This is a genomic window from Natrinema pallidum DSM 3751 (assembly GCF_000337615.1).
Classification (GTDB): Archaea; Halobacteriota; Halobacteria; order Halobacteriales; family Natrialbaceae; genus Natrinema; species Natrinema pallidum.
On sequence record NZ_AOII01000110.1, the window covers coordinates 14,462 to 36,368 of the forward strand.

The following is a 21,907-nucleotide window of genomic DNA, read 5'->3' on the forward strand; positions in this document are numbered from 1 at the left end:
CCATATAGCTGTACACGCCGGGCCGAGCCACTGAGACGCGGGAGGCCCGCGGCGACGACGGTGGTGGCCGCAGTTCCATCCCGGTGGGACGTAACAGCGTTTTTATACGACCCGCCGGCGAACCGTCGATCGAATGGAACCGCTCGAAATCGGAGTCCGGTTGGTCGCCGGCATTGGACTCATCCTGGCGAACGCCTTCTTCGTCGCGATCGAGTTCGCGCTCACCCGGGTCCGTCAGTATTCCGAGTCAGCCTTCGACGAACCGGGACTGCGACGGGCGTGGGAGATGACCAACGACCTCGAGATCTACCTGACCAGCTGTCAGGTGGGAATCAGCGGGACGAGCATCGCCGTCGGCATCGTCGCCGAACCGGCCCTCGCGACGCTCGTCCGTCCCGTCTTCGAGAACACCGCACTCGCCTCCGCGGGTGCAGGTGCCATCCTCGCGTTCGTCATCATCAACCTTCTCCACCTCACCCACGGCGAACAGACGCCGACCTACCTCGGCGTCGAGCGAACGAAGTTCGTCGCCAGGTACGGTGCCACGCCGCTGTACTGGTTCGCACAACTCCTCTCGCCCGTGATCTGGTTCGGAGACGCCGTCGCGAAGTGGACGCTGCGTCGGTTCGGGGTCGAGATGACCGGTGCGTGGCTCGAGACCGAAACCAAAATCATCGAGACGCGGGCCGAACTCCGGCATCGACTCGCGTCGGTCCTCGAACGGGGCGATGTCCCCGCCGACCGCCGGGAGGAGATCATCAACGCGTTGACCGTCGGTGACCGGCCGGTCACGGACGAGATGACCCCCGTCGAGGATGTCACGTTTCTCTCGACGACCGCGTCGGTCGAGGAGAACGTCGACCGGATCGGCTCGAGTTCCCATACCCGGTTTCCGCTGATCGAGGGGACGCTCGCGACGTTCGTCGGGATCGTCTACGCGCCGACTGTCGTCGACCGGATCGACGACCTGCGGACCGGCGACGTGTCGTTCGCGGACATCGCGACCCCGCCGATGACGATTCCGGCCGACATGCACGTCAGCGACGCGATCGACGAACTGCAGGCGGCACAGCAGGAACTCGCGCTCGTCGAAGCCGACGGCGACGTCGTCGGTCTGCTGACGGCGACCGACGCCCTCGAGGCGCTGGTCGGCGATTTCGACGATCCGCTCGACGGGACCGACATCCTGTCGGAGGGACGACAGTGACGCCGACACAGTCAGCGGCCTCGTCCGGCGGACGCACCGAGCGCTGCTCGGCTCACGGTCGCGTCCGACGGGTCACCGCCATATTTGTGGCCGGTGTTCGAAGGCGGGGTATGGACGAGCAATTGATCTCGTATCGAGTCGCCGATACATGACGGGCTACTATCGCCGCTACCTGCAGGTTCTCCTTCGGTTCCTTCCCGTCGCGATCGCGTTTCTCAGGGATCGGCGACGGTTCCTGCTGTTCGGGCCGCCCCGACACGTGCCGGCCGATGTCCACCGCGACCGTGCCGACCGGCTCACCGAGACGATGCTCGAGCTCGGCCCCGCGTTCATCAAAGTCGGGCAGGTGCTGTCGACGCGGCCCGATATCGTGCCCCCGACGTACGTCGAGGCGTTCGCCACGTTACAGGACGAGGTCCCGGAGGACGCGGGCGGGAATCCGCTGACGGTCGTCGAATCGGAACTCGGCGATGACCTCGATCTCGACACCCTCGAGCCGGTCGCCGGCGGCTCGCTCGCGTTCGTCTACACCGTCGACTACGAGGGCGAGCGGATCGCCCTGAAAGTCCAGCGTCCCGGTCTCGCCGCAGTGATCGAGCGCGATCTGCGGGTCATCAGGGGACTCGTGCCGTTGCTCGTGACGTTCGCCGACGAACGCCAGCGGTATTCGATCGAGAACGTTGCCGACGACTTCGAGGAGATCATTCTCGAGGAACTGGACTTCGAGCGCGAGGCGTCGATCATGGCGACGATCGAGGACAACTTCGCGGACGACGAGCGGGTCGTCGTCCCCACGACGTACCCCGAACTCTGCTCGGAGCGCATCGTCGCGATGGAGCACGTCGACGGCGAGAAGATCACCGACGAGGACGTGCTCGCCGACGTCGGTATCGAACCGACCGAGATGGCGACGCTGATCGCCCGCACGTACCTGCAGATGGGCCTTGTCGACGGCGTCTTCCACGCGGACCCACACCCCGGCAACCTCGCGGTGACCGACGACGGCCGACTCGTCATCTACGATTACGGGATGAGCCAGCGGCTCACGCAGCAGGAACAGGACGATATCACGAGTCTCTATCGGACCCTCGTCCGCCGCGATGTCGACGGCCTGTTGAACACGCTGATCGCACTCGACGTGCTCGATCGGTCGGTCGATCGGGTCGCCGTCCGGCGGGTCCTCGAGTTGGTCATCGAGAACCTCGAAGGAAAGGCGGACGTCTCCTGGCGGGAGATCATCACCGAACTCTTCGCGACGCTCCACGAGTTTCCGTTTCGGATTCCGCCGAACGTCATGTTGCTCGTGCGGGTCGGGACGGTCGGCGAAGGCGTCTGCCGAACCCTCGATCCGGAGTTCGATTTTATCGCCGTCACGCGGTCGTTCCTCGTCGAACAGGGCGTCATCGAGAGCGAAGTCGAAGCGCTGCTCGAGGACGTCCGGACCGACCTGCAAGACTCAGCGCCCGCGTTGGCACGTGCCCCGGCACGGTTCGATACCGTCTTCGGCCAACTCGAGCGGGGTGAACTCGTCGTCAGAACCGACCCCATCGAGCCGACGAACGGTGGGGTCGCCGCGGCTGGGGACGCGATCATCGCCAGTGCGCTGATCGTCGCCACCGCCGTCCTGACGTTTCACGAACAGCCACTCGAGGTCGCGAGCGCGGTGCTGGCGGTCGCGTTTCTCGGGCGATACGTCCACCGGTAGCGGCGCGACGGTCGTTCGTCCGCTCACCGAACGGCGCTACGGGCTGTCTCCGTTACGACGCGACGACGGCTCCGCAACTCCCGTCGCGCGTTCCCCGAGTCCGATGGCTCGAAGGATGGACGGTAACAGCGTCCCCTGGACGAGCGCACCGATGATCGCGACGCCGAAGACGACCGCCTGAACGAACTCGCGGTGGGGAACCCACGGCGGGAGCCCGAGCGCCAGCGCGATCGGGACTACGGTGTGTAACCCGCCCGAGACGAGGACGTGCTGGTAGCTGCGGGGCAGCGGCCTCGAGACGATTTCGTTGACCGCCCCGACGAAGACGTAGACGACTACGGCCCGGACGAGCAACACGAACACGGCGACGAGCAGCGCCGCCGGCAAGTAAACGGTGAGCGTGTCGATCGGAACCTGGACCCCGATAAGTACGTAGACGACCGTCGACAGCAGGAACGCGCCGCCCGCCCAGATATCGCGCACGAACTCGACCGCGTCGGGGCCGATACCGTCGTCGTCCAGTTTCACGAACAGTCCCGCTCCGACCGTCGCGAGGATACCGCTCACGCCGCCGCTCTCGGCGAGGACGTAGCTTCCGTACGCGACCAATACCGTGACCAGCAGGGTCGCCATTCGCTCGGGGAGCCGGTGGATGAACCGCGTGGCTCCGTATCCGAGGCCGCATCCGAGGAGGAACCCGCCGAGGCTGACGACGAGGAGGTCCGTGATAACGAACTCGGCGATCTCAAGCCTCGACATCGGCTCCGTCCCCGTGGCAAGGAGCGCGAGTATCACGTCGACGATGACGATCGCGACGCCGTCGTTGAACAAACTCTCACTGTCGATGACGATCGTCAACCGCTCGGGGACATCCAACTCCTCGAACACGGAGAGGACGGCGACCGGATCGGTCGGGACGAGGATCGCAGCGAGCAACAGCGACACCCCGATCGACAGCCCGAACGCGAGGTCGATGATCGGTCCCAGGAGCACGACCGCCAGCGGAATTCCGAGGACGACCAGCGTGAGCGGCACCGCGACGTTCTCGCGCAGCGCCGTTCGGTCCAGTTCGATGACCCCATCGAACAGAATTATCGGCAGGACGAACCCAATGATGACGTCCGTCGAGAGCCGGAGGCCGACGTCGATGCGAAGCAGCGAGATCACGACCCCGACCAGAACGAGGAGCACCGCGTACGGCACGTTGAGCCAGGCGTCGACGACGACTCTGACCGCCAGTGCGATCGCGAGCAGGCCACACACCTGGACGAGGGTCTCGAGAACGGCAGTCATGGATTCGCACTCGAAAAACGGACCGGTAACCGCTGACGCGGCGCGGAGCGGGTCGCGGCGCTGTCTCTTCGGCTCGGTGCCAGCCGCCGTCTCACGGTCGCATCTCGGTTACTCACGCTGTACTGCGAACTGTCGCCCCGGCCACACATTGTTTTGTCTCCGTCTCCTGTACCGTGCCCCGATGGAGCTGAGTTCAAGTCGAGTATCGTTTCGATCGGTTCGCTTCGCGGTTCTGGGTTGCGTCGCGGTGGTCTCGTTTTTCCTCGCCATCCAGTTGTTGAGCGCGTCGCTGCAGACGCTCTCGTCGGTCGTCCGCCCCGTTCTAACCCGGCAAATGGACCCGCTTTCGTACGTCGGGATGAGCTGGCTCTCCGCGTACGTGCTGTTGAACGGCTCGATCGTCGCAGCGATCGCTCTTTCGCTGTTCTCGGCCGATCTGATTACCGTCCTCGAGCTGTTTCTGCTCGTTTCGGGTTCCCGCCTCGGCGCTCCGGGGATCATCCTGCTGATCGGCGCACTGGAGTTCCTCCGCGCGCCGTCGTATTCGCTCCCCGAAGCGATGCGGCTCGGGACATTGACGTTCCTCGTCAATGTGACGATCTACGCCCCGGCGACGGTGATCGGGACGGCCGTGATCCGGGTGACCGAGCGGAGTGCGTGGGCACGCGATGTGCCCATCGACGGTCGCGCGGGCGGCGTCGGTCTTTTCGAACCGCTCACAACCGCGATGATCGACCAGTTGGGCGCGGCCCCCAGCGCCCTGGTGGCGATGCTCGTTCTCGTTGGGAGCTTTCACCTGTTAGATACCCTGTTAAACCGTGTCTCCGTCGATTGGCTCAGAGAGCAGGTGTTCGTCTTCCTCCAGCACCGCTGGCTGTCGCTCGGTCTCGGATTCGCCGTCACCGCCGTAACAACGAGCGTGGCGTTCTCGATGGGCGTCATCGTCCCGATCTACAATCGGGGGTACATCCGTCGAGACGAGATCGTCCCGTACGTCATGGGTGCCAGTCTCGGAACGCTCACCGATACCCTGTTGGTCGCTCTCATCCTCGAGTCCGGTGCGGGGATCGCGATCGTCCTGCTCCTCTTCGGCGCGGCGGCCGTCAGTACGATCGCAGCACTCTCGGTCTACGACGCCTACTACGCGTTTCTCGAGGAGGTTCAGAACGCCCTCCTCGAAAACAATCGCACGTTTGCGGTGTTCGTCGCGATGCTCGTCGCCGTTCCGTTCGCGTTGGTGGTCGTCCCCGGTTGAGACGAACGCGACTACGAGTCCGCCGCCGTCGATTTGCGAACCGTCAGGACGGGAACCGGAGCCGTTCGAATGAGGTGCTCGGTGATGCTGCCGAGTACGTACCGATCGAAGCCCGTCCGGCCATGTGTCCCGACGACTACGAGGTCGATGTCGTGAGCCTCGATCTGTGATCGGATCTCCTCGGTGACCGACGACCCATACGCGACCGTTTCGGCGGCCGGTTCGACGCCGTTCGTTTCGGCGATCGACGATGCCTCGTCGAGGATCTCGTCCGCGGCCGCTTCCAGCATCGCCGTCTTGATCTCCGAGCGGACGTCAACACCGACGCTGACGGCGTCGACGACGGTAAGGAGGTGCAACGCTGCGCCAGTCGTGCCCGCGATGTCGACGCTCATCTCGACCGCGTCCTTCGCACACTCGCTGCCGTCGGTCGGAGCCAGCACGCGTCGGTACGGGTACGTGACCGCGGTCTCAGCGTCCGGCCGGATCGTCAGCACGGGGCCGTCCGCGCGTCTGACGACTCGCTCGGTGGTACTCCCCAGCAGGAACCGCTCGAGTCCGCGCCGTCCGTGCGTCGGCATGACAGTGAGATCGATATCGTGTGCCGCTGCGTAGTCGATAATCGCCTGATACGGATCTCCGGACTCGACCTCGGTGACCGTCTCGACTCCACGGTCCGCCGCGCGGTCAGCGACATCGCGGACGATCCGATCGCCCTCCTGCTCGAGGGCGTCGACGACGGCACCCTCCCGCTGAAACGGGCTGTACAGCGCCATATCGATCACAGTGAGGACGTGAACCGTCGACCCGTGGTCGGCGGCGATATCGAGGACGTGATCGAGCGCGACGGCCGCACCCTCACTGCCGTCGGTAGGAAAGAGCAGGTGATCGAACGTCGTGTCCGTCCCGGGTGTGGTCATGCTCGGCCGCCCTCCGTCCCGTTCCAGAGGTCGCGTCCGATTCTTGCCCGTCCCGATCGTCCATCGGTCTCACAGCGTTCCATGCGTGTCCGATACGTGGGAGTCCGAAATAAACGGGAGGGGAACCCTCGAAAGCGCGGAACGACCGATGCACGGATACGTTCCGACTCCGCCACAGTCATCGGCGCACTCGGAGCAGCGATGCTGACCGACCTCCGTATCGTGGAGTTCGTCCTCGGCCCTCCACGTTCGCGGTCGGACCGTGACGACCAGGCGTCGGCGGACTGCGCAGGCGGTCGGCGGGGACCCCGTCCGCTAGCCGGCCGGCGAGCAGGCAGACGCGATCTTCGATCCGGTCGATTCCGACTTCCTCGTCGCTGACGAACGCGACCGCGAGATCGATGGGCGGTTCGGTACCGGTCTCGGCGAACGTGCGGATCGCGAAGCACACCGCGGCGATCGCGCCCTTCTTCCGTCGCGCCGCGCCCGTAGAGTCGGTCGTCGTCGCGTTCCCGAGGGGGTCGGACGACCAGGTGTCGGCATCGAACGGCACCGTATCGAGGTGGCCGGTGTACAGCAGCGTTCGATCGCTCGCACCCGGAAACGTCACGAGGGGGGTGGGCTTCGCCGGATCGACCGCGACCCGCTCCACCCCGACAGGGAACTCGGACAAGTACTCCTCGAGCGGGGCGACGAGTTCGCGCGTGTCGCCGGGCGGGTTCGACGTGTCGACGGTCAGCAAGTCGAGTGTGCGGGCGATCAGGGCCGTGCGGTGATCGACGACGGACGCCTCGAGGACGTAAGGCGACCTCGGCTAAAGTATCTTGTGGAATTCCCAATATTATACAACTATGGTTCTCCCCGTGGACTGTCCCCGTTCGTGACCGATCGGCGATTCCGGCGGGTCCTTCGAGATCCGCGATTCGGCCGTGTTCGATTCCTGTATTTCCCGGTCCGTATAGCGAGACGAACGGACATCGTCCGATCGAAATCGGAACTGTCGCTCGGCAACGACTCGCGTCGCGATACTTACGGCGAGAACGGACGTTCCACTTTTGAGGTCAACGGTAGTACGGACTAGTGTGATATCAATGGGATCGGCAACTGATTCGGACGTGGGTTTCGGAACGCGTCTCGGAAGGGTGATCGTCTCGGTCGTCGTACTGACCGGCGTGACCGTCGTTCTCGGGTACGGCGGCTGGATCGTCTTGACGCTTACTGCCAAAATCGGCGGGTACGATCCGAAAACAGCCGACGGAGAGTTGCTTCGCGAGCGATTACTGGAGTGGCCCGACCGCAACAGAGAGGTCATGCGCTCGGACGGAAGAACCAGCCTGCCGTTGCGACCGTAGCGACTGCACCACGCAACGGCTGCTTGCCCCACGCTGTTCGTGATGCCGATCGGGTCAGCGAATCGCCAGTCAACTGCAGCCCGCGTCGAGGAGGCATCCCTGCGACATCGAGGACCTGACCGTCGCCCGACAACGAACGACACGCCGTTGCCGCGTGCTGGCGACGAAATCCGGAAGTTCTTTTCGTTGCGAGCCCAATACTGTACACGAATGACGTTGCCTATCGACCCCGCTCAGATCGATCCGGACGACATCGGTGCGACACAGACGACCCTCGAGATGGACCACGAGGTGGCGATCGAACACGTCCGCGAGGTGTTCACCGACGCCGGGTTCGGCGTTCCCGTCGAGTTCTCCCCGTCGGAACTGTTGAACGAGAAGGTCGACGCCGACCGCGACCCGTATTACGTCCTCGGCGCGTGTAACCCTGCGGTCGCGGACCGAGCGCTCGCGGCCAGCGACGGGAAACTCGGCGCGCTCTTCCCGTGCAACGTCGTCGTCTGGGAGGAAGAACCCGGCCGCCAGCGCGTCTATCACGTCTCGATCATGCGGATCGCGCGGCTCGTTGGCGTGGCACCGGACGACGAGGAGATGGCGGACATCGTCGCCGAGACGGGCGACCTCGTCGACGCCGCGTTCGAGGAGTTGTAGCATGGGCTACCACACGTTCGACGCCGAGCGAGCGGACAAGCTGGAACGGGCCGGGCAGCGATATTGCTTCGTCTCGGCCGAGGAACTGCTGTGGGCGCTCTCGCTCTCGCCGGCCGACACCGTCGCCGACCTCGGCAGCGGGACCGGCTTTTTCACCGACGATGTCGCGCCCCACGCCGGCGCGGTCTACGCGGTCGACGTTCAGGAGGCGATGCACGAGTACTACCGCGAGAAAGGCGTGCCGGCGAACGTCGAACTCGTGACCAGCGACGTGAGCGACCTGCCGTTCGACGACGGCGCACTCGAGGCCGCGTTCGCGACGATGACCTACCACGAGTTCGCGAGCGACGACGCACTCGCGGAGGTTCGACGGGTCCTCGCGTCCGACGGCCGACTCGTCATCGTCGACTGGGCGGCGACCGGCTCCGGCGCGGACGGACCGCCAGTCGACGAGCGCTACACCGCCGCCGAAGCGGCAGCGGCGCTCTGCGATGCCGGGTTTTCGATCGAACACCAGGCCGTTCGCCCCGAAACCTTCCTGATGATCGCGACCCTCGAGTGAGGGGGCGGCGAGGTTCCCGTCTCGAGTCGCCACGCGTCTCGAGGACCGACGAGCGAGACGCGCTCGCGTCGCCCGTGTCGCTCGAATCGACACACCGATACGTCACGGATAGTACTAGTATTCGAAATTAGCCGGTGCACGGCAGTTTTCCTTCTCGATTGAGGTGGCTGTGGTTGGACAACGGAGTTGTCGAAAGGTGTGACGGGGTGGATTCTGGGTGTCGCCAAGGCGACAGCGCCAAAAAATCACAGCGCGGCACCCTCACCGCCGCACAGCAGAACTCCAGTTGATGCACACGAAATGGAGGTTCTGTTTCCGATACAAATATTATATCTAATACTAATATAATTGATTATGAAAGCTGCAGTACCGGTGCATAGATACTGGAAACTGGATCACTCAACAGACGGACCACGCAACCGAGAGAATGGCCCTTCTGGGAATAACTGAAAGAACACAGCCCGTAACAAGACGAGGACACCAAGTCCCCCTCCAAACAGTAGTGCCCAAATTGAGGGGGAAACACCGCCCGTGTCCGCCAGATAGTGGATGTACAGGCTTGCAACGACCCATAACAAGGTGAACGCGGCAAGGGTTCCGAGCACAATTGAGGCGAGGACCCGAGTGATCGCCGTGTCACCGGGCTGGATTCGATTTCCGGAACCGAGAACTGTCGAACTGAGTCGGATTCCGTGTGCCAGCATACCGACCAGAACGGAAAGGGCAAGAAGACCCGGAACGAGTATCGCTACTGGAAACCAAAGCAGTTCGAGAATAGTGTTGAAAAGAATCACTGATTCGTTGACTATCCCAGTCGCCAAGAAGATCGTAAGGACGGCGAGGACGGGTTCGGCTACTCGTCTCTTAATAGGACTATTGGAGTTGAAGGCGGACATGACGTATAATATAATTCCACACCATTAGTGATAAATCTATTGTGGCCCGAAAGTTGTCGCCTCTATTGAGCGAATCAGGTCAATGTCTGTTAGGAATGTCGTATGTGTTTACCCCCAGAAATCGCAGGAGGACAGTAGGTTCAAAATCGGGGAATTCAATTAGAAATCCGTAAAATTCGACCGCCGTNCTGAGAGATATATAAATCAAATAGAGGGTGCTGTTTTCAGCCGTCTCAGTGGCTCAGCCAGGAACTCTATGGGGGTAAACACATGCGGAATGTCTATGCTGCACACATGTCCTTAATCCAATATTGGAACTCATCTCTGATTATGCGTTACGATGGAACTGACGCATGTTCTTCTGCAAGTTTGGATATCAAGACAAGGTCTACACACCGTTCCACGCTGGCTCAGCAGGATCAACGAATAACGCTTACTCAGCGTCCGGACAGCACCGGCCATACAGTAGGACTTTATGAACGTCGTTGACATCTAGTTCTCTAACTGGTTTACTGACGTAGGCACTGTCTAGTTCAGCACCTCCTCAACTGGCATCTTTCCGTCGAGAGCTTGATGCGGTCTCTGACGGTTGTAGTAATGCATGAGCTGTTCAAGCCACTCGCGGACGCTCGACCGACTGCCCACCCACGAATTATGGAAGCGGTCGATCCGCATTTTGAGTGTATGAAACCACTTTTCGATGGAGTTTCGGTCGGTATAGTTGACCTGATCACTCAATCCTACTCGAGAGAGGGCAGTCCGATAGCCGAATTGATCGATAAGAAACTCAGCCTCGGAGAGATCGTGTTTCTCGTCGAGTCGATGCAGAAATGCAGTCGCCGGATCAGTGCCATGCCGACCAAATAACGCGACGTCAAGAATCAGTTTTGTCTCGGTGTCCATTGCAGCGTANTGTTTCTCGTCGAGTCGATGCAGAAATGCAGTCGCCGGATCAGTGCCATGCCGACCAAATAACGCGACGTCAAGAATCAGTTTTGTCTCGGTGTCCATTGCAGCGTACAACCAAGACCACTCGCCGTTTATCTTGACAGCGGTCTCGTCAACCGCGACCCGCTTCAGCTGCGCCTCAGGCGGGTCGCAGCCGCTGTCAACCAGCCGATGCACCCAATTCCAGACGGCCCCATGAGAGCGTTCAACGCCTAATTCAGCGAGAATCGTTGTTGTCTCTCGAAGCGAGCAACCGGTCTGATGGAGGCGGACGGCGAACGCCCTGACGGGCGTCGCCGTCCNAGCGAGAATCGTTGTTGTCTCTCGAAGCGAGCAACCGGTCTGATGGAGGCGGACGGCGAACGCCCTGACGGGCGTCGCCGTCCGCTCGTTCTCCCACGATTCTTCTAAATCCGCGTCATAGCTCTCACTGAGCAGGTCTGCGAGCATCTCTCGGCAAGTTACTCAATGACCTGCTCACTTCTCAAACTGACTCAACTAGACAGTGCCGGCGAACGTCTCCTGCCTGCTCACGAGTGCTGGACAGCTCGGCGTTCGGGACACGCTGCGCTCGGTCGTCCGACAATCCCTCGCTTCCGAGACTGTGGCGTCTCCGCATCTGTCGCTGTTGCTACATCGGTTCATCCTTCCTGGGAGCGGACAAACAGCCCTCATTCGCTCCGGTTCCACGGATCGCTCGAGTGTATACTGAGAAGCGTTTCACCACAACGGTTTGAGTCGCAATTTCACACCGGAAGCCGATGCGGACCGGTGATTCACCAGAGTCCATATAATCGAATTAGAAGCAGCCATTCCAGAGTTGAACGTTTACGCGGATTTTGTATGACCTCCTCGAGTGTTTGTTGACAGTATTGGATTTCAACCACTGTTTGGAACTGCTGGGCTAACTCACTGCTTTTTGATTCTGCTCATCAACGGAGAACGGCTGGCCTTTGGAATATCATAAACGTGTTAAATGGCTGCCGATAATATAGACCACTTAGCCTTCGGCAAGCGATCATGGCTAAAAGTCGTGGTGACATCGACACACAGTAAATCACAGCGACTCCCATCAATAGTCAGTGAATGTCTGATCGTACTACATCAGAACCCGGCTGCACGCTCTGTGATCTCCCCGTTAGCGGGAGCACGATCGTAGAGAACGGAAATCAGTTTTGCTGTCCCGGCTGTCGGGATGTCTATAATTCCCTTGGTGATATCGACGATATCGACACCGAAGACGTTCGCCGAGCACAGGATAAGTCACGGACTGATCAAGCGGTCCCGCAGGAGCATGAAACAACGTTTCTCGAAGTCGACGGGATGCACTGTGCGACCTGTGAAGCGTTTATTGAATCGGCCGCGACGGCGATCAACGGCGTCAGTGCTGCCAACTCGAGTTATGTGACCGACACGGTTCGAATCGATCACGATCCGGATCGTGTCTCGACGGCGACTCTCCAGGACGAGATCAGCCGACTCGGCTATAGTGCCTATTCCCGTGACGATACGTTTAGCCGCCGGAGGGCGAACAATTGGGAGATGGGACGAGTTGCGGTTGGCGTCCTCATGGGTATGTCTGTAATGCTACAGTACCTCGTTATTATCTACCCGACGTATTTTGGCGGCCTGTTTTACGGTGAGCGGGTCACAGAGTTCTTCGAAAGCGCACTTGCGAGTTCTGTCGCCACTCCGTTCTACGTCGTTATTGCGGCGCTTACGACGATTATTCTAGCCGTGACTGGAAAGCCGATCTTACAGGGTGCGTACGTCAGCATTCGGACACGGTCTCCGAATATGGATCTGCTCGTCGCAATTGCGGCCGTGAGCGCATATCTTTACAGTACGCTCTCGATCGTGTTCGGTGACAAGCACATCTACTACGACGTGACCGTCGCGATCATCGTTATCGTCACGGTTGGGAACTATTATGAATCATCGATCAAACAAGAGGCGACCGAGCGCCTCTCCGACCTGACGTCGATCCAAGTCAACGAGGCCCGTCGGGTCCGTGAGGATGGGGAGTACGAAGACATCACAGTCGACGATCTCGAAGCCGGGGATCATGTGTTAGTCCGGTCTGGAGAACGGATTCCTGTCGACGGACAGATCGTCGATGGTGACGCAGCCGTTGACGAAGCAGTTGTCACCGGTGAGTCGCTTCCCGTCCGGAAGACAGCGGGCGATGCCGTCGTCGGCTGTTCGATGGTGACGGACGGTGCTGTGACTGTCCGCGTTGGAGACGACGCGATGAGTAGCCTTGATCGAATTTCCGAACTCGTCTGGGATCTCCAAAGCGACTCCCACGGCATTCAGAAACTCGCGGACAAGCTGGCGACGATCTTCGTGCCGGTTGTTCTTGCTCTCGCAGTCGTTGTTACAGGTGTGAATCTCTTACTCGGGAATGGTGTTTCTTCCCTTCTCATCGGACTCACGGTGTTGATTGTCTCTTGTCCTTGTGCACTCGGGTTGGCGACGCCGCTTGCAGTCGCTGCAGGGATCCGCGACGCATTAGAGCGTTCGATCGTCATCTTCGATGATAGCATCTTCGAGCGACTCCGTGATGCGGATACGGTTATCTTTGACAAGACGGGCACGCTGACGACGGGTGAAATGACTGTTACTGAGAGTGACCTTGAGGCGGCGGTGTTCGAGAAAGCGTCACTTCTCGAGGAGCGCTCGTCGCATCCGATCGGTAAAGCCATCGCCGCTGAACGGTCGGTCTCCGACGATGGCGCGACCGAGTCAGTATCGGACACCAATGCCAAGGACAGTCGCATTGACTCTTTTGACAGTCACCGGAACGGAGTAATGGGTATCGTCGACGGGGATGAGATCATTGTCGGCCATCCGGACCTGTTTCGCGATCAGGGCTGGGAAGTCCCTGCGGACATCACCAATCGAATTACTGATAGCCGTGAAACAGGACGAATTCCGGTCGCTGTCGGTCGCAACGGGACCGCAGAAGGCGTTATCGTCGTCGGTGATGAGTTGCGAACGGCCTGGGATGAGACAGTAGCATCGATTTCGGACGACGGAAAGGATGTCGTCGTGCTGACTGGGGACGACGCTCGAGCGGCACAGCAGTTTCGAGAACACGCGGCTGTCGATGACGTGTTTGCGGGTGTTCCTCCAGAGGGAAAAGCGGAGACTGTCAAGCGGTTTAATAAAACGGGACGAACAGTGATGGTCGGGGATGGAACCAACGATGCACCGGCGTTGGCTGCTGCTGATCTTGGAATCGCTCTGGGAGGTGGTACTGCGATGGCCGCTGATGCCGCGGACGTCGCCCTTGTCGATGACGATCTCGCATCCGTCGATACGGTCTTCGAACTCGCTCGAGCGACGAACCGACGCGTGAAGGGCAATATCGCGTGGGCGTTTTGCTACAACGCAATCGCGATCCCACTGGCAATTATGAATCTCCTGAATCCACTTTTTGCAGCACTCGCGATGGCCGGAAGCAGTCTGCTAGTCGTCACGAATTCAACCCGATCCCTGCTGTCCGAACAGAAGTGATCGAGTCGGCTTTTTACGAGTGTGGTCTCCGATTCCATCTATCCTCTGCGTCCCATCACATGAGACACATGTGTTAGTGAGTCCAGTCCATCAAAAACAATGATATAGCCACCTGCTCGGTTTGCTTTCGGTAACTGGACCAGAATTAGCAAGAGGAAGCGTCCTGAACGGGCAAACACCCTGTTATGCTCGAGTCACTCCTACGTGTGGACATGATCCTTTTTCTTGCCATCGGGGTGCTTGGTGGAGCACACTGTATTGGAATGTGTGGACCGCTAGTGACGATGTATGCCGAACGGATGACTCCACGTCCGGATGGTGGGGCAGCGACGGCAGATTCTCTAAGTCAGCGTGGGCATCTGACGCCGTATGAGGTTCGCCAACATGCCCTGTTCAACCTGGGGCGGACGCTCAGTTACGCGCTTATTGGCGGGGCGTTCGGCGCGTTTGGTGGTTTCGTGTTCGTCACGACGGATCAGTTGACAACGATCGTGGACCTCGTTCGCGGGAGCGTTGGCGTTCTGATCGGCGTGTTTATCATCACAGCAGGTGTAAAATACCTTCTCGGTGATGTGTCCGGAAGTAGAATTCCGGGTGTGCAGCGGGTGACGAACTGGATTGGTGTTCGCGTCGACCGATACGTGAACAGTCCCGGAATCATCGGCCTCGGTGCGCTGCACGGATTGTTGCCCTGCCCCATTCTATATCCAGCATACCTCTTCGCGTTCGCGACCGGCTCTGCCGTTTCCGGATTTCTCGCGTTAGGGACGCTTGGAATCGGAACGATTCCAGCCGTCTTCGCTTATGGCACACTCATTGAGTCCGTCGACGCTATCCATCGCCAACGACTCCATCGTCTTCTCGGAATCGTCTTCATTATACTCGGATATGTCCTGTTGGCACATGGATTGATGGCGATCGGTATCCATCTGCCCCATCCGATGCTTCCGCATTATCAACCTCTCGGGGAAGCAATGACTCACTGAGCGATAGCCGCATTGGTAGCCACAGTTCACTCCAATCCCCGCTCTATCTCAGTAACTGTTCTCACCCCGAAGCGAGAATCCACACATCGGACTGCGTCACGCAGAGCCGGAACTCGCCAACTGCGAATCGGATCTCGAGCCCAGCGTGTGGCTCGGTCCAGTTCACGAGTTGCTCGAGTGCTTCGATATCGATCCGCTTCTCAAATCGGCCTAACTAACACTGTCGTACCCACGAGAAGTATCACTGGAGCAACTCGAGGGGAGGTGTACGACTAATCTTCCACCCAGCAATGGCTGCAGCAACCGTTCCAATGACGATAGCAATGCCAAGAGATCCCACATAAATCCACGGTGCAGTTTGAACGAGGCCATCAAATCCAACGATGACTGCTGCGAGATGGTTGAGTACAGTAACAGCAAGCGGAGTGAGTAGGACTCCGATACCACCACCCAAAGTTCCGATGATCAGACCTTGTCCGATCACTGTTGCAATAAGAAACGATGACGAGATCCCCTGCGCGGTAAGTGCTCCAAATGTTTGTCGCTGTTGGTGAATGACCAGTGATAGAAGTGAGAGGGTGAGTGCAATACCAGCGCTGAGTGCTAGAAAGACGAGTACTCCTGCAGCTGCAAGTAACAGTACCTGTTCTTGTAATATAGCCGAAAGTTGCTCCTGGTTTGTTCGGATTTTATATTCGGGATACGTCTCCTGCAAGTCTCGCTGTACCGCCTCAACAGTTGTGCCGTCTTCGACAGTTATTGTAATGAACGTTGCCGGCTCAGTTTGTGTCGTTCCTGTAACCTCATGTAGTTCGCTCAGTGGCATCGTCACTGTTGGTGTACCGAGCATCTGTTCGAACGTTGGAGTCATTCCGACAATTGTAAATTCATGTTCCCGCGCGGCAGCCAGTGAGCCACCGATATTAATCGAGTCACCAACACTAACGTTTAGTTCTCGTGCCGTTTCTTCATCGATTAGAACTTCATTCGTCATCTCCCCATCATATGTTCCGTTAGCATAGTGGGGATCTCCTTGTATCTGGTCGCCATCCGTCACGTGAACCGCTGGGCCGCCCTGTGGGGTTCCCGTTGCAATGAATGTATTAAAACTGCCACTTTGATTGGATCTAACATACACGGTATCAAAGGCCAATGGAATGGCATTGGAAATCTCCTCGTTTGACTCAAGTTCGGTAGAGAGGTTTCGCGAATCATAGAGCGTGTTTTCGAATCCACCACCTCCCGCAGATGTGATACGAGTTTCACCTGCTGTGACCCATAGGTCACGTTCGGCGGCATCAAATTGTTGTTCACCGGTTTCAAGAACACCAATTCCTGTTCCGGCGAGCAGCGTTATTGCAAGGACAGCAAGTGCAATACCGATTATCGCCAATGAGAGTCGAAGTTTCCGTTGACGAAATTGAGCAACCGTGAGACTCCCTGCAGTTCGGAGTCGATGAAGACTGTTACCGAGCGAACTAAACACTATGGAACACCTCCCGAAACACGACGAGCGGTTACCAGCAGAAACGGCAATGAAAGGAGACCAACTAACAGCGCAACGGAAACACCATACCCGATGAACAGCGGATGAGAAACCGCTATCGGCTCAGTCGTTATCGTCCGAATCGAGACGATATTTATTAGACGAATGCCAACGACACCACTAACAGCGCCGAATAATCCCCCAAGTCCCGCCATCACGATTGTCTCCACTCCGATTAGTTTGAGTTGACTTCTGGTAGAGATCCCCATTGCGGACAAAATCACTAACTGCTGTTGATCCGCGACGATCTCGAGCCCTGACGTTGTAATAACAAACAACATTCCGATAGAGAGGGAGACGAGAAACGCAGTCAGCGCAAGCGCTAGTGACAACTCGGAGTCGCGTGTATCGCTTACGGTCATTTCACCGCGAGAACGAATATCGGAATTCGGATAGAGACCCTGAAGTTCACTCTGCACAGCCGGTGTATTCGTGCCAACAACAAATTGGTCCGCTTGATCATAAGTTGTAGAACCAGTAATAGATTGTAATTCACTCAATTGAACGAGTGCTGTCGGAACATTACCGACAGAACGGGACTGATTGTCAACGGCTGAGACGGTAAACGAGTTGTTGCCGACTATCGATACCGGATCACCCGTTGAAACGGAGAGAGTATCAGCTGCACTCCGTGAAAGCACGGTATCGCCAGTCCATTCACCATCGTATTCGCCGTTCATGTAGTATGGATCATGAGGCCTGAGCGAGTGCGTACGAAGACCGGCAACCCGCTCCAACTCGGATGTATTTATTACACCGACAACGAGAACGTATTCCTCTGTCTCGTTGGTTCTGATCCGAAGAACCTGTGATAGTACTGGTGTTGCATACTCTACATCGTCATGCTCGTGGATACGATCGTTCGCTTGGTGGACTGAATTGAACTGCGGATTATCAGTCGCAATTAACGGTGACTCTGGACTATCCGTGGCAGGAACGATCCAATAATCGATATCCTCATCGTACACCGTTGTATTAGTGGCAAGACCGACACCGAGACCGGTGACCATGACTAGTAACGCGATGACGACGGCAACACCGAGAACGCTAAACCGCATTCGTTGTTTTGCCGTATATGTTGCACGTGATGCGGTTCGACGAATACCAACGGAAACGAGGCCAAGCCAGTGTATAACTAATTTACGAATATTCATCAATTGATTCCTTTTGAGTTAGATGATCAGTCACGGATCCATCACGAAGTTGAATCAGTCGATCACAACTACCAAGCGTTTCATGATCGTGTGATGCAAGGACGACAGCGCGGTTTTCTGCAACCTGTCTGAACGTCTCGAGAATGGTTCGACCGGTGTCCGTGTCGAGTTCACCGGTTGGCTCATCTGCAATTACGAGGTCCGGATCCGTTATTAAAGCACGAGCAATCGCAACACGCTGTTGCTCTCCCCCGCTGAGTTCCCCGGGTCGATGTGTGATACGATCACCAAGTCCAACACGTTCGAGTAGTTCGGCTGCTCGCTGTCGGCGTTGTCGTTTACCAATACCAAGCTCGACAAGGGGAAGCGCCACGTTTGCGCGGGCTGAAAGGGAATCGAGTAAATGAAATTGTTGAAAAACGACACCGATGTGTTCAAGTCGGTGTCGAGTTCGTTCTCGCTTCGACAGCGTTTCGAGATCAGTATCCCGAAATAGAACGGTACCGGAAGTTGGACGCTTCAACCCGGCCAGCATATGTAATATTGTTGATTTCCCGCTACCGCTTGGACCTGCGAGACCAACTATCTCCTCGTTAGAGATGGTGATCGAAACTGATTCAACTGCGCGTACAGCTGGCGGCTGTGAGCGACCGAGGATGCGAGCGAGACGACCGGGTTCCGATCCCCGATAATAGATTTTCGTCACGTCATCCGCTGTGACGACAGGAGAAGATGCTCCCGTGTCCGGAGCGGCGGACCTAGCCATATCTTAGGAGCGTGTCTATAGATAATTAATTGTTCTGTTTGCTGACGTTCAGCCATGTATGGCACTGTCTAGTTTAGTACCTCCGCTGGCGTCTGTCCGTTGAGTGACTGGTGAGGTCGCTGTGTGTTGTAGTAGTGTCCGAACTGTTCAAGTCATTCTCTGGCTCTCGCCCGACTGCCAACCCACGAATTATGGAAACGGTCGATCCGCATTTTGAGTGTGTAAAACCACTTTTCGATGAGGGTTCGGTCGGTATAGTTGACCCGACCACTCAATCCTACTCAAGAGAGGGCAGTCCGATAGCCGAATTGATCGACAAGAAACTCAGCCTCGGAGNTTCGGTCGGTATAGTTGACCCGACCACTCAATCCTACTCAAGAGAGGGCAGTCCGATAGCCGAATTGATCGACAAGAAACTCAGCCTCGGAGAGATTGTGTTTCTCGTCGAGTCGATGCAGAAATGCAGCCGCCGGATCAGTGCCATGCCGACCAAATAACGCGACATCAAGAATCAGTTTTGTCTCGGTGTCTATTGCAGCGTACAACCAAGACCACTCGCCGTTTATCTTGACAGCGGTCTCGTCAACCGCGATCCGCGACGGCTTTGCCGTCCTCAGAACGCGCAGCGGTCTGATGGGCCGCACGAGATCAACGCTCTCGTGGACATCGGCGGGCCTAGCATTACATCACCTATACGTCATGTCTAAATTCAAATTGCTTAATAAGGGCGTTCAGCGCTGAGTAAGCGAAGAATCACTTGTATCACTCGAAGAGAACAACCGGTCGCGTGGAGTTGGATGGCGAACACCCTGACGGGCGTCGCCGTCCGCTCGTTCTCCCACGATCCATCTAAATCCGAGTCGTAACTCTCACTGAGCAGGTCTACGAGCAGTAGTCCAAATCAACGCAACGACCAGGTCACTTCTCAAACTGGCTCAACTAGACAGTGACTCTGATTGAAACAGGCCACTCGCTGTGATATATCCCGAATTCGATACGACGAACCGATCCAACCCACCAACTGCACCCTTATATTCAGAGGGGGTGCAGGAATGGAATGACCAACATCGGAGACAACCCCGTCTTCACCGACGGCAAAAAGTGCTGGCGGTGATACAAATTCGGCGGCTGGATCACGCGACTGGACATCTGTCAGGGGATTTCGTCGGATGCACCGAGACGACGTATGACGACCGACGAGTCCGAATCCGACACGGCGGACAGGACGACGACCGATTGACCACCCATCCCCTTCAGCAGCAATGATCTGGTGCGAACGAGTCGGAGCGCTTTGCTGTGACCGACCGTTCGTCGTCAGTTCGTTCAGTACCACACATCCGCCCGCAATCGGTGCATCTCGCGATGAAAGAGCGAGAATCGAATGGGTAGTATTAAATAAGCCAGATGTCAATTTTCGCCCGGGTACATATTAATGAACCTAAAGAATAAGAGGAAAGTAAAGCAGTTCGAGGAGGAAGAACTGCCGTCCCTGAAGGAATCGATGGACGATGCAGCCGGTTTCGAAGTCGATCTCGATATCGAGTGGGAATCACTCATCGACGAGCGAGTCAACGACGATCTCTGGTTCGAGGGGTGGACGAAGGTGTACTTCCAGCCGACGATCGATGCCCTCGAGGCGATCTGTAGCGACGAACTGGGGCGGGAAGCCCTCCAGGCGGACCTCGAATCGATCGTGTTCAGGAACGAAGCAGGGATGACCGGTGACATCAGCTACGAAGACGGCGTCCTCACGGTGGATAAAGAACCATGCACCAACATGGACAAGGTCGACGAACGGACGGAATCCATCGTCACCTTGCTCGAAAGCAACCTCTAAGAAGTCCCGTCCGCTCACTCGTCACCCGCGTCGGATTTGACGAAAACTCGGGCACGGACGACGGAAGTCGGATCTTGCTTTCTGGATCGTCAGCCGTCCGATCACAGTCGACGAAAACCACAGGCGGATTCGGTTCGTCGACACCGTCGTCGAGCACAAAGACGCTGTTCCCACCCTCTCCGAAATCGTTTCAGTTGCTACCATAATCGTCAGGCGGTGCCGGGAATCGGCGGCTGGATCGGCCTCGGAGATGCCGTCCCAACGGCAAACATTTATATTCTCGAGGAAACCTATTGAATGGATATACTCGGCGGGGTCTGCCATCCAGACGCAGTCGTTGGTGGAGTCAGTCGTGGGGAATACATGGAAAGAACGGTTCAAGAAGTCACGCCCGGCGAACTGTGCGACGCGGTCGACCCGTGTGAGGTTACACTCGTTCTCGGGGCACCCAGCGTTGGAAAGTCACATCACCTGCGCCAGGTCGGCCCATCCGTCGAACGGCTCGAAGAAACGACAGCCATCGACGCCGACGAACTCGTGATCGTCGACAATTTTGTGTCGGCAATTTTGCATTCCGGTGACGGCGACCGGGAAAACCTGAATGCCTTGTTCGCTCGCCCCAAGGGTGCAGTACTCGTGACGCGGCCACGGAGCCTCGGCTGGCTCTGCCGGCGCGGTCACCTCGCGTCTGCTGCGTTCCTCGAGCGGGTGTACGGCGAGGCGCTCGCCATCGTCGGTCGCACTCGATCGACCGAGCCGAACACTGACGAGTGGCTTGCAGTCGTGACGGACCGACTCGACGCGACCGCGACGCAGGAACTTCCGGACTCACCCTCGGCGTTCGTCGCGGGTGTCTTCACACGCGCCTACGTTCACGCGGTCGAGGACGAGGCCGACGCGTGGCGTCGCCGTCTGGACTCGAAACTCCGGGCGTACGCTACGGGGGCTCATGTCGAGGACCCGGCAGCGTTCCTCGAAGAAGTGTACGCCGACATCGTCGTCGCAGGAACCACGACGGGCCAGCCAGCCGCCGAGGTCGAGGCGTGTGTCGCGGCGGTGTATCAGTCCATCGAGATCGCAAGCGAGACGACTATCCTCCGAGCCGACGACCCAGCGGTGGGAACGTTCTCACGTGTCGCCAACACGCTTGCCACGGAGAACCCTCGTGCCCAGGCAGACCACACCTACCTGTTCGGCCAAGCACTCCGCGCAGTCGGCGGTGCGGAACTCGAAAGGGCCGTCTTCGACGCTGCCGACGGCGACTCGCCCTTGGACGATGCGGGGAGGGACAATTGACTGCATGCACGTCC

The 21,907-nt window shown here is 58.4% G+C and carries 18 protein-coding genes and 1 pseudogene; 10 read left to right on the top strand and 9 right to left on the bottom strand.

All coding sequences use genetic code 11. The annotated features are described in order from the left end of the window. Positions 1 to 133: 133 nt before the first annotated feature. The gene (locus C487_RS18270; protein ID WP_006187331.1) at positions 134 to 1,207 is read left to right on the top strand and encodes a CNNM domain-containing protein; all 1,074 of its coding nucleotides are present in this window, start codon (positions 134 to 136) and stop codon (positions 1,205 to 1,207) included. 148 nt (positions 1,208 to 1,355) lie between these two features. Next, complete coding sequence (locus C487_RS18275) at positions 1,356 to 2,912, top strand: ABC1 kinase family protein (protein ID WP_006187332.1); 1,557 nt, start codon at positions 1,356 to 1,358, stop codon at positions 2,910 to 2,912. A gap of 36 nt (positions 2,913 to 2,948) precedes the next feature. Here C487_RS18275 and C487_RS18280 read toward each other — a convergent pair whose 3' ends face one another. Beyond that, positions 2,949 to 4,205, bottom strand: a complete 1,257-nt coding sequence (locus C487_RS18280) for a cation:proton antiporter (RefSeq protein WP_006187333.1) — start codon at positions 4,203 to 4,205, stop codon at positions 2,949 to 2,951. 181 nt (positions 4,206 to 4,386) lie between these two features. On the opposite strand from C487_RS18280, the gene C487_RS18285 reads away from it, so the two are divergent. Beyond that, positions 4,387 to 5,460: a hypothetical protein gene (locus tag C487_RS18285; protein ID WP_006187334.1), complete on the top strand. Its 1,074-nt coding sequence runs from the start codon at positions 4,387 to 4,389 to the stop codon at positions 5,458 to 5,460. Between the two features lie 11 nt (positions 5,461 to 5,471). Here C487_RS18285 and C487_RS18290 read toward each other — a convergent pair whose 3' ends face one another. Next, positions 5,472 to 6,380 (bottom strand): universal stress protein, encoded by a 909-nt coding sequence (locus C487_RS18290; protein ID WP_006187335.1) that lies wholly within the window; start codon positions 6,378 to 6,380, stop codon positions 5,472 to 5,474. Positions 6,381 to 6,558: 178 nt separating this feature from the next. Beyond that, positions 6,559 to 7,122, bottom strand: coding sequence for a M20/M25/M40 family metallo-hydrolase (locus C487_RS22115; protein WP_006187336.1), 564 nt, complete (start codon positions 7,120 to 7,122; stop codon positions 6,559 to 6,561). A gap of 349 nt (positions 7,123 to 7,471) precedes the next feature. On the opposite strand from C487_RS22115, the gene C487_RS18300 reads away from it, so the two are divergent. From C487_RS18300 to C487_RS18310, 3 genes are all read left to right on the top strand, one after another. Then, a complete protein-coding gene (locus C487_RS18300; protein ID WP_049908271.1) occupies positions 7,472 to 7,732 on the top strand; it encodes a hypothetical protein in 261 nt (86 codons plus the stop codon). Positions 7,733 to 7,942: 210 nt separating this feature from the next. Further along, positions 7,943 to 8,383, top strand: a complete 441-nt coding sequence (locus C487_RS18305; RefSeq protein ID WP_006187338.1) for a DUF302 domain-containing protein — start codon at positions 7,943 to 7,945, stop codon at positions 8,381 to 8,383. Between the two features lies 1 nt (position 8,384). After that, the gene (locus C487_RS18310; RefSeq protein ID WP_006187339.1) at positions 8,385 to 8,945 is read left to right on the top strand and encodes a class I SAM-dependent methyltransferase; all 561 of its coding nucleotides are present in this window, start codon (positions 8,385 to 8,387) and stop codon (positions 8,943 to 8,945) included. A gap of 395 nt (positions 8,946 to 9,340) precedes the next feature. On the opposite strand, the gene C487_RS18315 is transcribed toward C487_RS18310, so the two are convergent. Together C487_RS18315 and C487_RS18320 are read right to left on the bottom strand one after the other, a co-directional pair. After that, entirely contained in the window at positions 9,341 to 9,841 is a 501-nt protein-coding gene (locus C487_RS18315; protein ID WP_006187340.1) for a hypothetical protein, read from the bottom strand. Positions 9,842 to 10,369: 528 nt separating this feature from the next. Next, the gene (locus C487_RS18320; RefSeq protein WP_083864674.1) at positions 10,370 to 11,101 is read right to left on the bottom strand and encodes a DDE-type integrase/transposase/recombinase; all 732 of its coding nucleotides are present in this window, start codon (positions 11,099 to 11,101) and stop codon (positions 10,370 to 10,372) included. A gap of 774 nt (positions 11,102 to 11,875) precedes the next feature. On the opposite strand from C487_RS18320, the gene C487_RS18325 reads away from it, so the two are divergent. Together C487_RS18325 and C487_RS18330 are read left to right on the top strand one after the other, a co-directional pair. Next, entirely contained in the window at positions 11,876 to 14,308 is a 2,433-nt protein-coding gene (locus C487_RS18325) for a heavy metal translocating P-type ATPase (RefSeq protein ID WP_049908272.1), read from the top strand. A 185-nt stretch (positions 14,309 to 14,493) separates the two neighbouring features. Next, the gene (locus C487_RS18330; protein WP_006187343.1) at positions 14,494 to 15,294 is read left to right on the top strand and encodes a sulfite exporter TauE/SafE family protein; all 801 of its coding nucleotides are present in this window, start codon (positions 14,494 to 14,496) and stop codon (positions 15,292 to 15,294) included. 241 nt (positions 15,295 to 15,535) lie between these two features. Here the strand turns inward: C487_RS18330 and C487_RS19865 are convergent, their stop codons facing one another. The 4 genes and pseudogenes from C487_RS19865 to C487_RS19875 form a co-directional block, all read right to left on the bottom strand. Next, positions 15,536 to 16,780 carry an ABC transporter permease gene (locus tag C487_RS19865; RefSeq protein WP_006187344.1) on the bottom strand — a complete coding sequence of 415 codons (1,245 nt, stop codon included), beginning with the start codon at positions 16,778 to 16,780 and terminating at the stop codon, positions 15,536 to 15,538. Continuing rightward, positions 16,780 to 17,994, bottom strand: a complete 1,215-nt coding sequence (locus C487_RS18335) for an ABC transporter permease (RefSeq protein ID WP_049908273.1) — start codon at positions 17,992 to 17,994, stop codon at positions 16,780 to 16,782. The genes C487_RS19865 and C487_RS18335 overlap by 1 nt, the downstream gene beginning before the upstream one ends. Then, positions 17,981 to 18,760, bottom strand: coding sequence for an ABC transporter ATP-binding protein (locus C487_RS19870; protein ID WP_006187346.1), 780 nt, complete (start codon positions 18,758 to 18,760; stop codon positions 17,981 to 17,983). Before C487_RS19870 ends, C487_RS18335 begins: the two co-directional genes overlap by 14 nt. A gap of 68 nt (positions 18,761 to 18,828) precedes the next feature. After that, positions 18,829 to 19,652: pseudogene (locus tag C487_RS19875) on the bottom strand (IS6 family transposase). Positions 19,653 to 20,192: 540 nt separating this feature from the next. Here C487_RS19875 and C487_RS18350 point away from each other — a divergent pair. Next, positions 20,193 to 20,597: a hypothetical protein gene (locus C487_RS18350; RefSeq protein WP_006187348.1), complete on the top strand. Its 405-nt coding sequence runs from the start codon at positions 20,193 to 20,195 to the stop codon at positions 20,595 to 20,597. A 363-nt stretch (positions 20,598 to 20,960) separates the two neighbouring features. Then, a complete protein-coding gene (locus tag C487_RS21235) occupies positions 20,961 to 21,893 on the top strand; it encodes a hypothetical protein (protein WP_006187349.1) in 933 nt (310 codons plus the stop codon). The last annotated feature ends 14 nt before the right edge of the window (positions 21,894 to 21,907 follow it).

What these genes read in the sequence shown, in the direction of transcription:
- C487_RS18270 (WP_006187331.1), top strand. Translation starts at nt 134, where the DNA reads ATGGAACCGCTCGAAATCGGAGTCCGGTTGGTCGCCGGCATTGGACTC.
- C487_RS18275 (WP_006187332.1), top strand. Translation starts at nt 1,356, where the DNA reads ATGACGGGCTACTATCGCCGCTACCTGCAGGTTCTCCTTCGGTTCCTT.
- C487_RS18280 (WP_006187333.1), bottom strand. Translation starts at nt 4,205, where the DNA reads ATGACTGCCGTTCTCGAGACCCTCGTCCAGGTGTGTGGCCTGCTCGCG.
- C487_RS18285 (WP_006187334.1), top strand. Translation starts at nt 4,387, where the DNA reads ATGGAGCTGAGTTCAAGTCGAGTATCGTTTCGATCGGTTCGCTTCGCG.
- C487_RS18290 (WP_006187335.1), bottom strand. Translation starts at nt 6,380, where the DNA reads ATGACCACACCCGGGACGGACACGACGTTCGATCACCTGCTCTTTCCT.
- C487_RS18300 (WP_049908271.1), top strand. Translation starts at nt 7,472, where the DNA reads ATGGGATCGGCAACTGATTCGGACGTGGGTTTCGGAACGCGTCTCGGA.
- C487_RS18305 (WP_006187338.1), top strand. Translation starts at nt 7,943, where the DNA reads ATGACGTTGCCTATCGACCCCGCTCAGATCGATCCGGACGACATCGGT.
- C487_RS18310 (WP_006187339.1), top strand. Translation starts at nt 8,385, where the DNA reads ATGGGCTACCACACGTTCGACGCCGAGCGAGCGGACAAGCTGGAACGG.
- C487_RS18315 (WP_006187340.1), bottom strand. Translation starts at nt 9,841, where the DNA reads ATGTCCGCCTTCAACTCCAATAGTCCTATTAAGAGACGAGTAGCCGAA.
- C487_RS18325 (WP_049908272.1), top strand. Translation starts at nt 11,876, where the DNA reads ATGTCTGATCGTACTACATCAGAACCCGGCTGCACGCTCTGTGATCTC.
- C487_RS18330 (WP_006187343.1), top strand. Translation starts at nt 14,494, where the DNA reads ATGCTCGAGTCACTCCTACGTGTGGACATGATCCTTTTTCTTGCCATC.
- C487_RS18335 (WP_049908273.1), bottom strand. Translation starts at nt 17,994, where the DNA reads ATGAATATTCGTAAATTAGTTATACACTGGCTTGGCCTCGTTTCCGTT.
- C487_RS19870 (WP_006187346.1), bottom strand. Translation starts at nt 18,760, where the DNA reads ATGGCTAGGTCCGCCGCTCCGGACACGGGAGCATCTTCTCCTGTCGTC.
- C487_RS18350 (WP_006187348.1), top strand. Translation starts at nt 20,193, where the DNA reads ATGAACCTAAAGAATAAGAGGAAAGTAAAGCAGTTCGAGGAGGAAGAA.
- C487_RS21235 (WP_006187349.1), top strand. Translation starts at nt 20,961, where the DNA reads ATGGAAAGAACGGTTCAAGAAGTCACGCCCGGCGAACTGTGCGACGCG.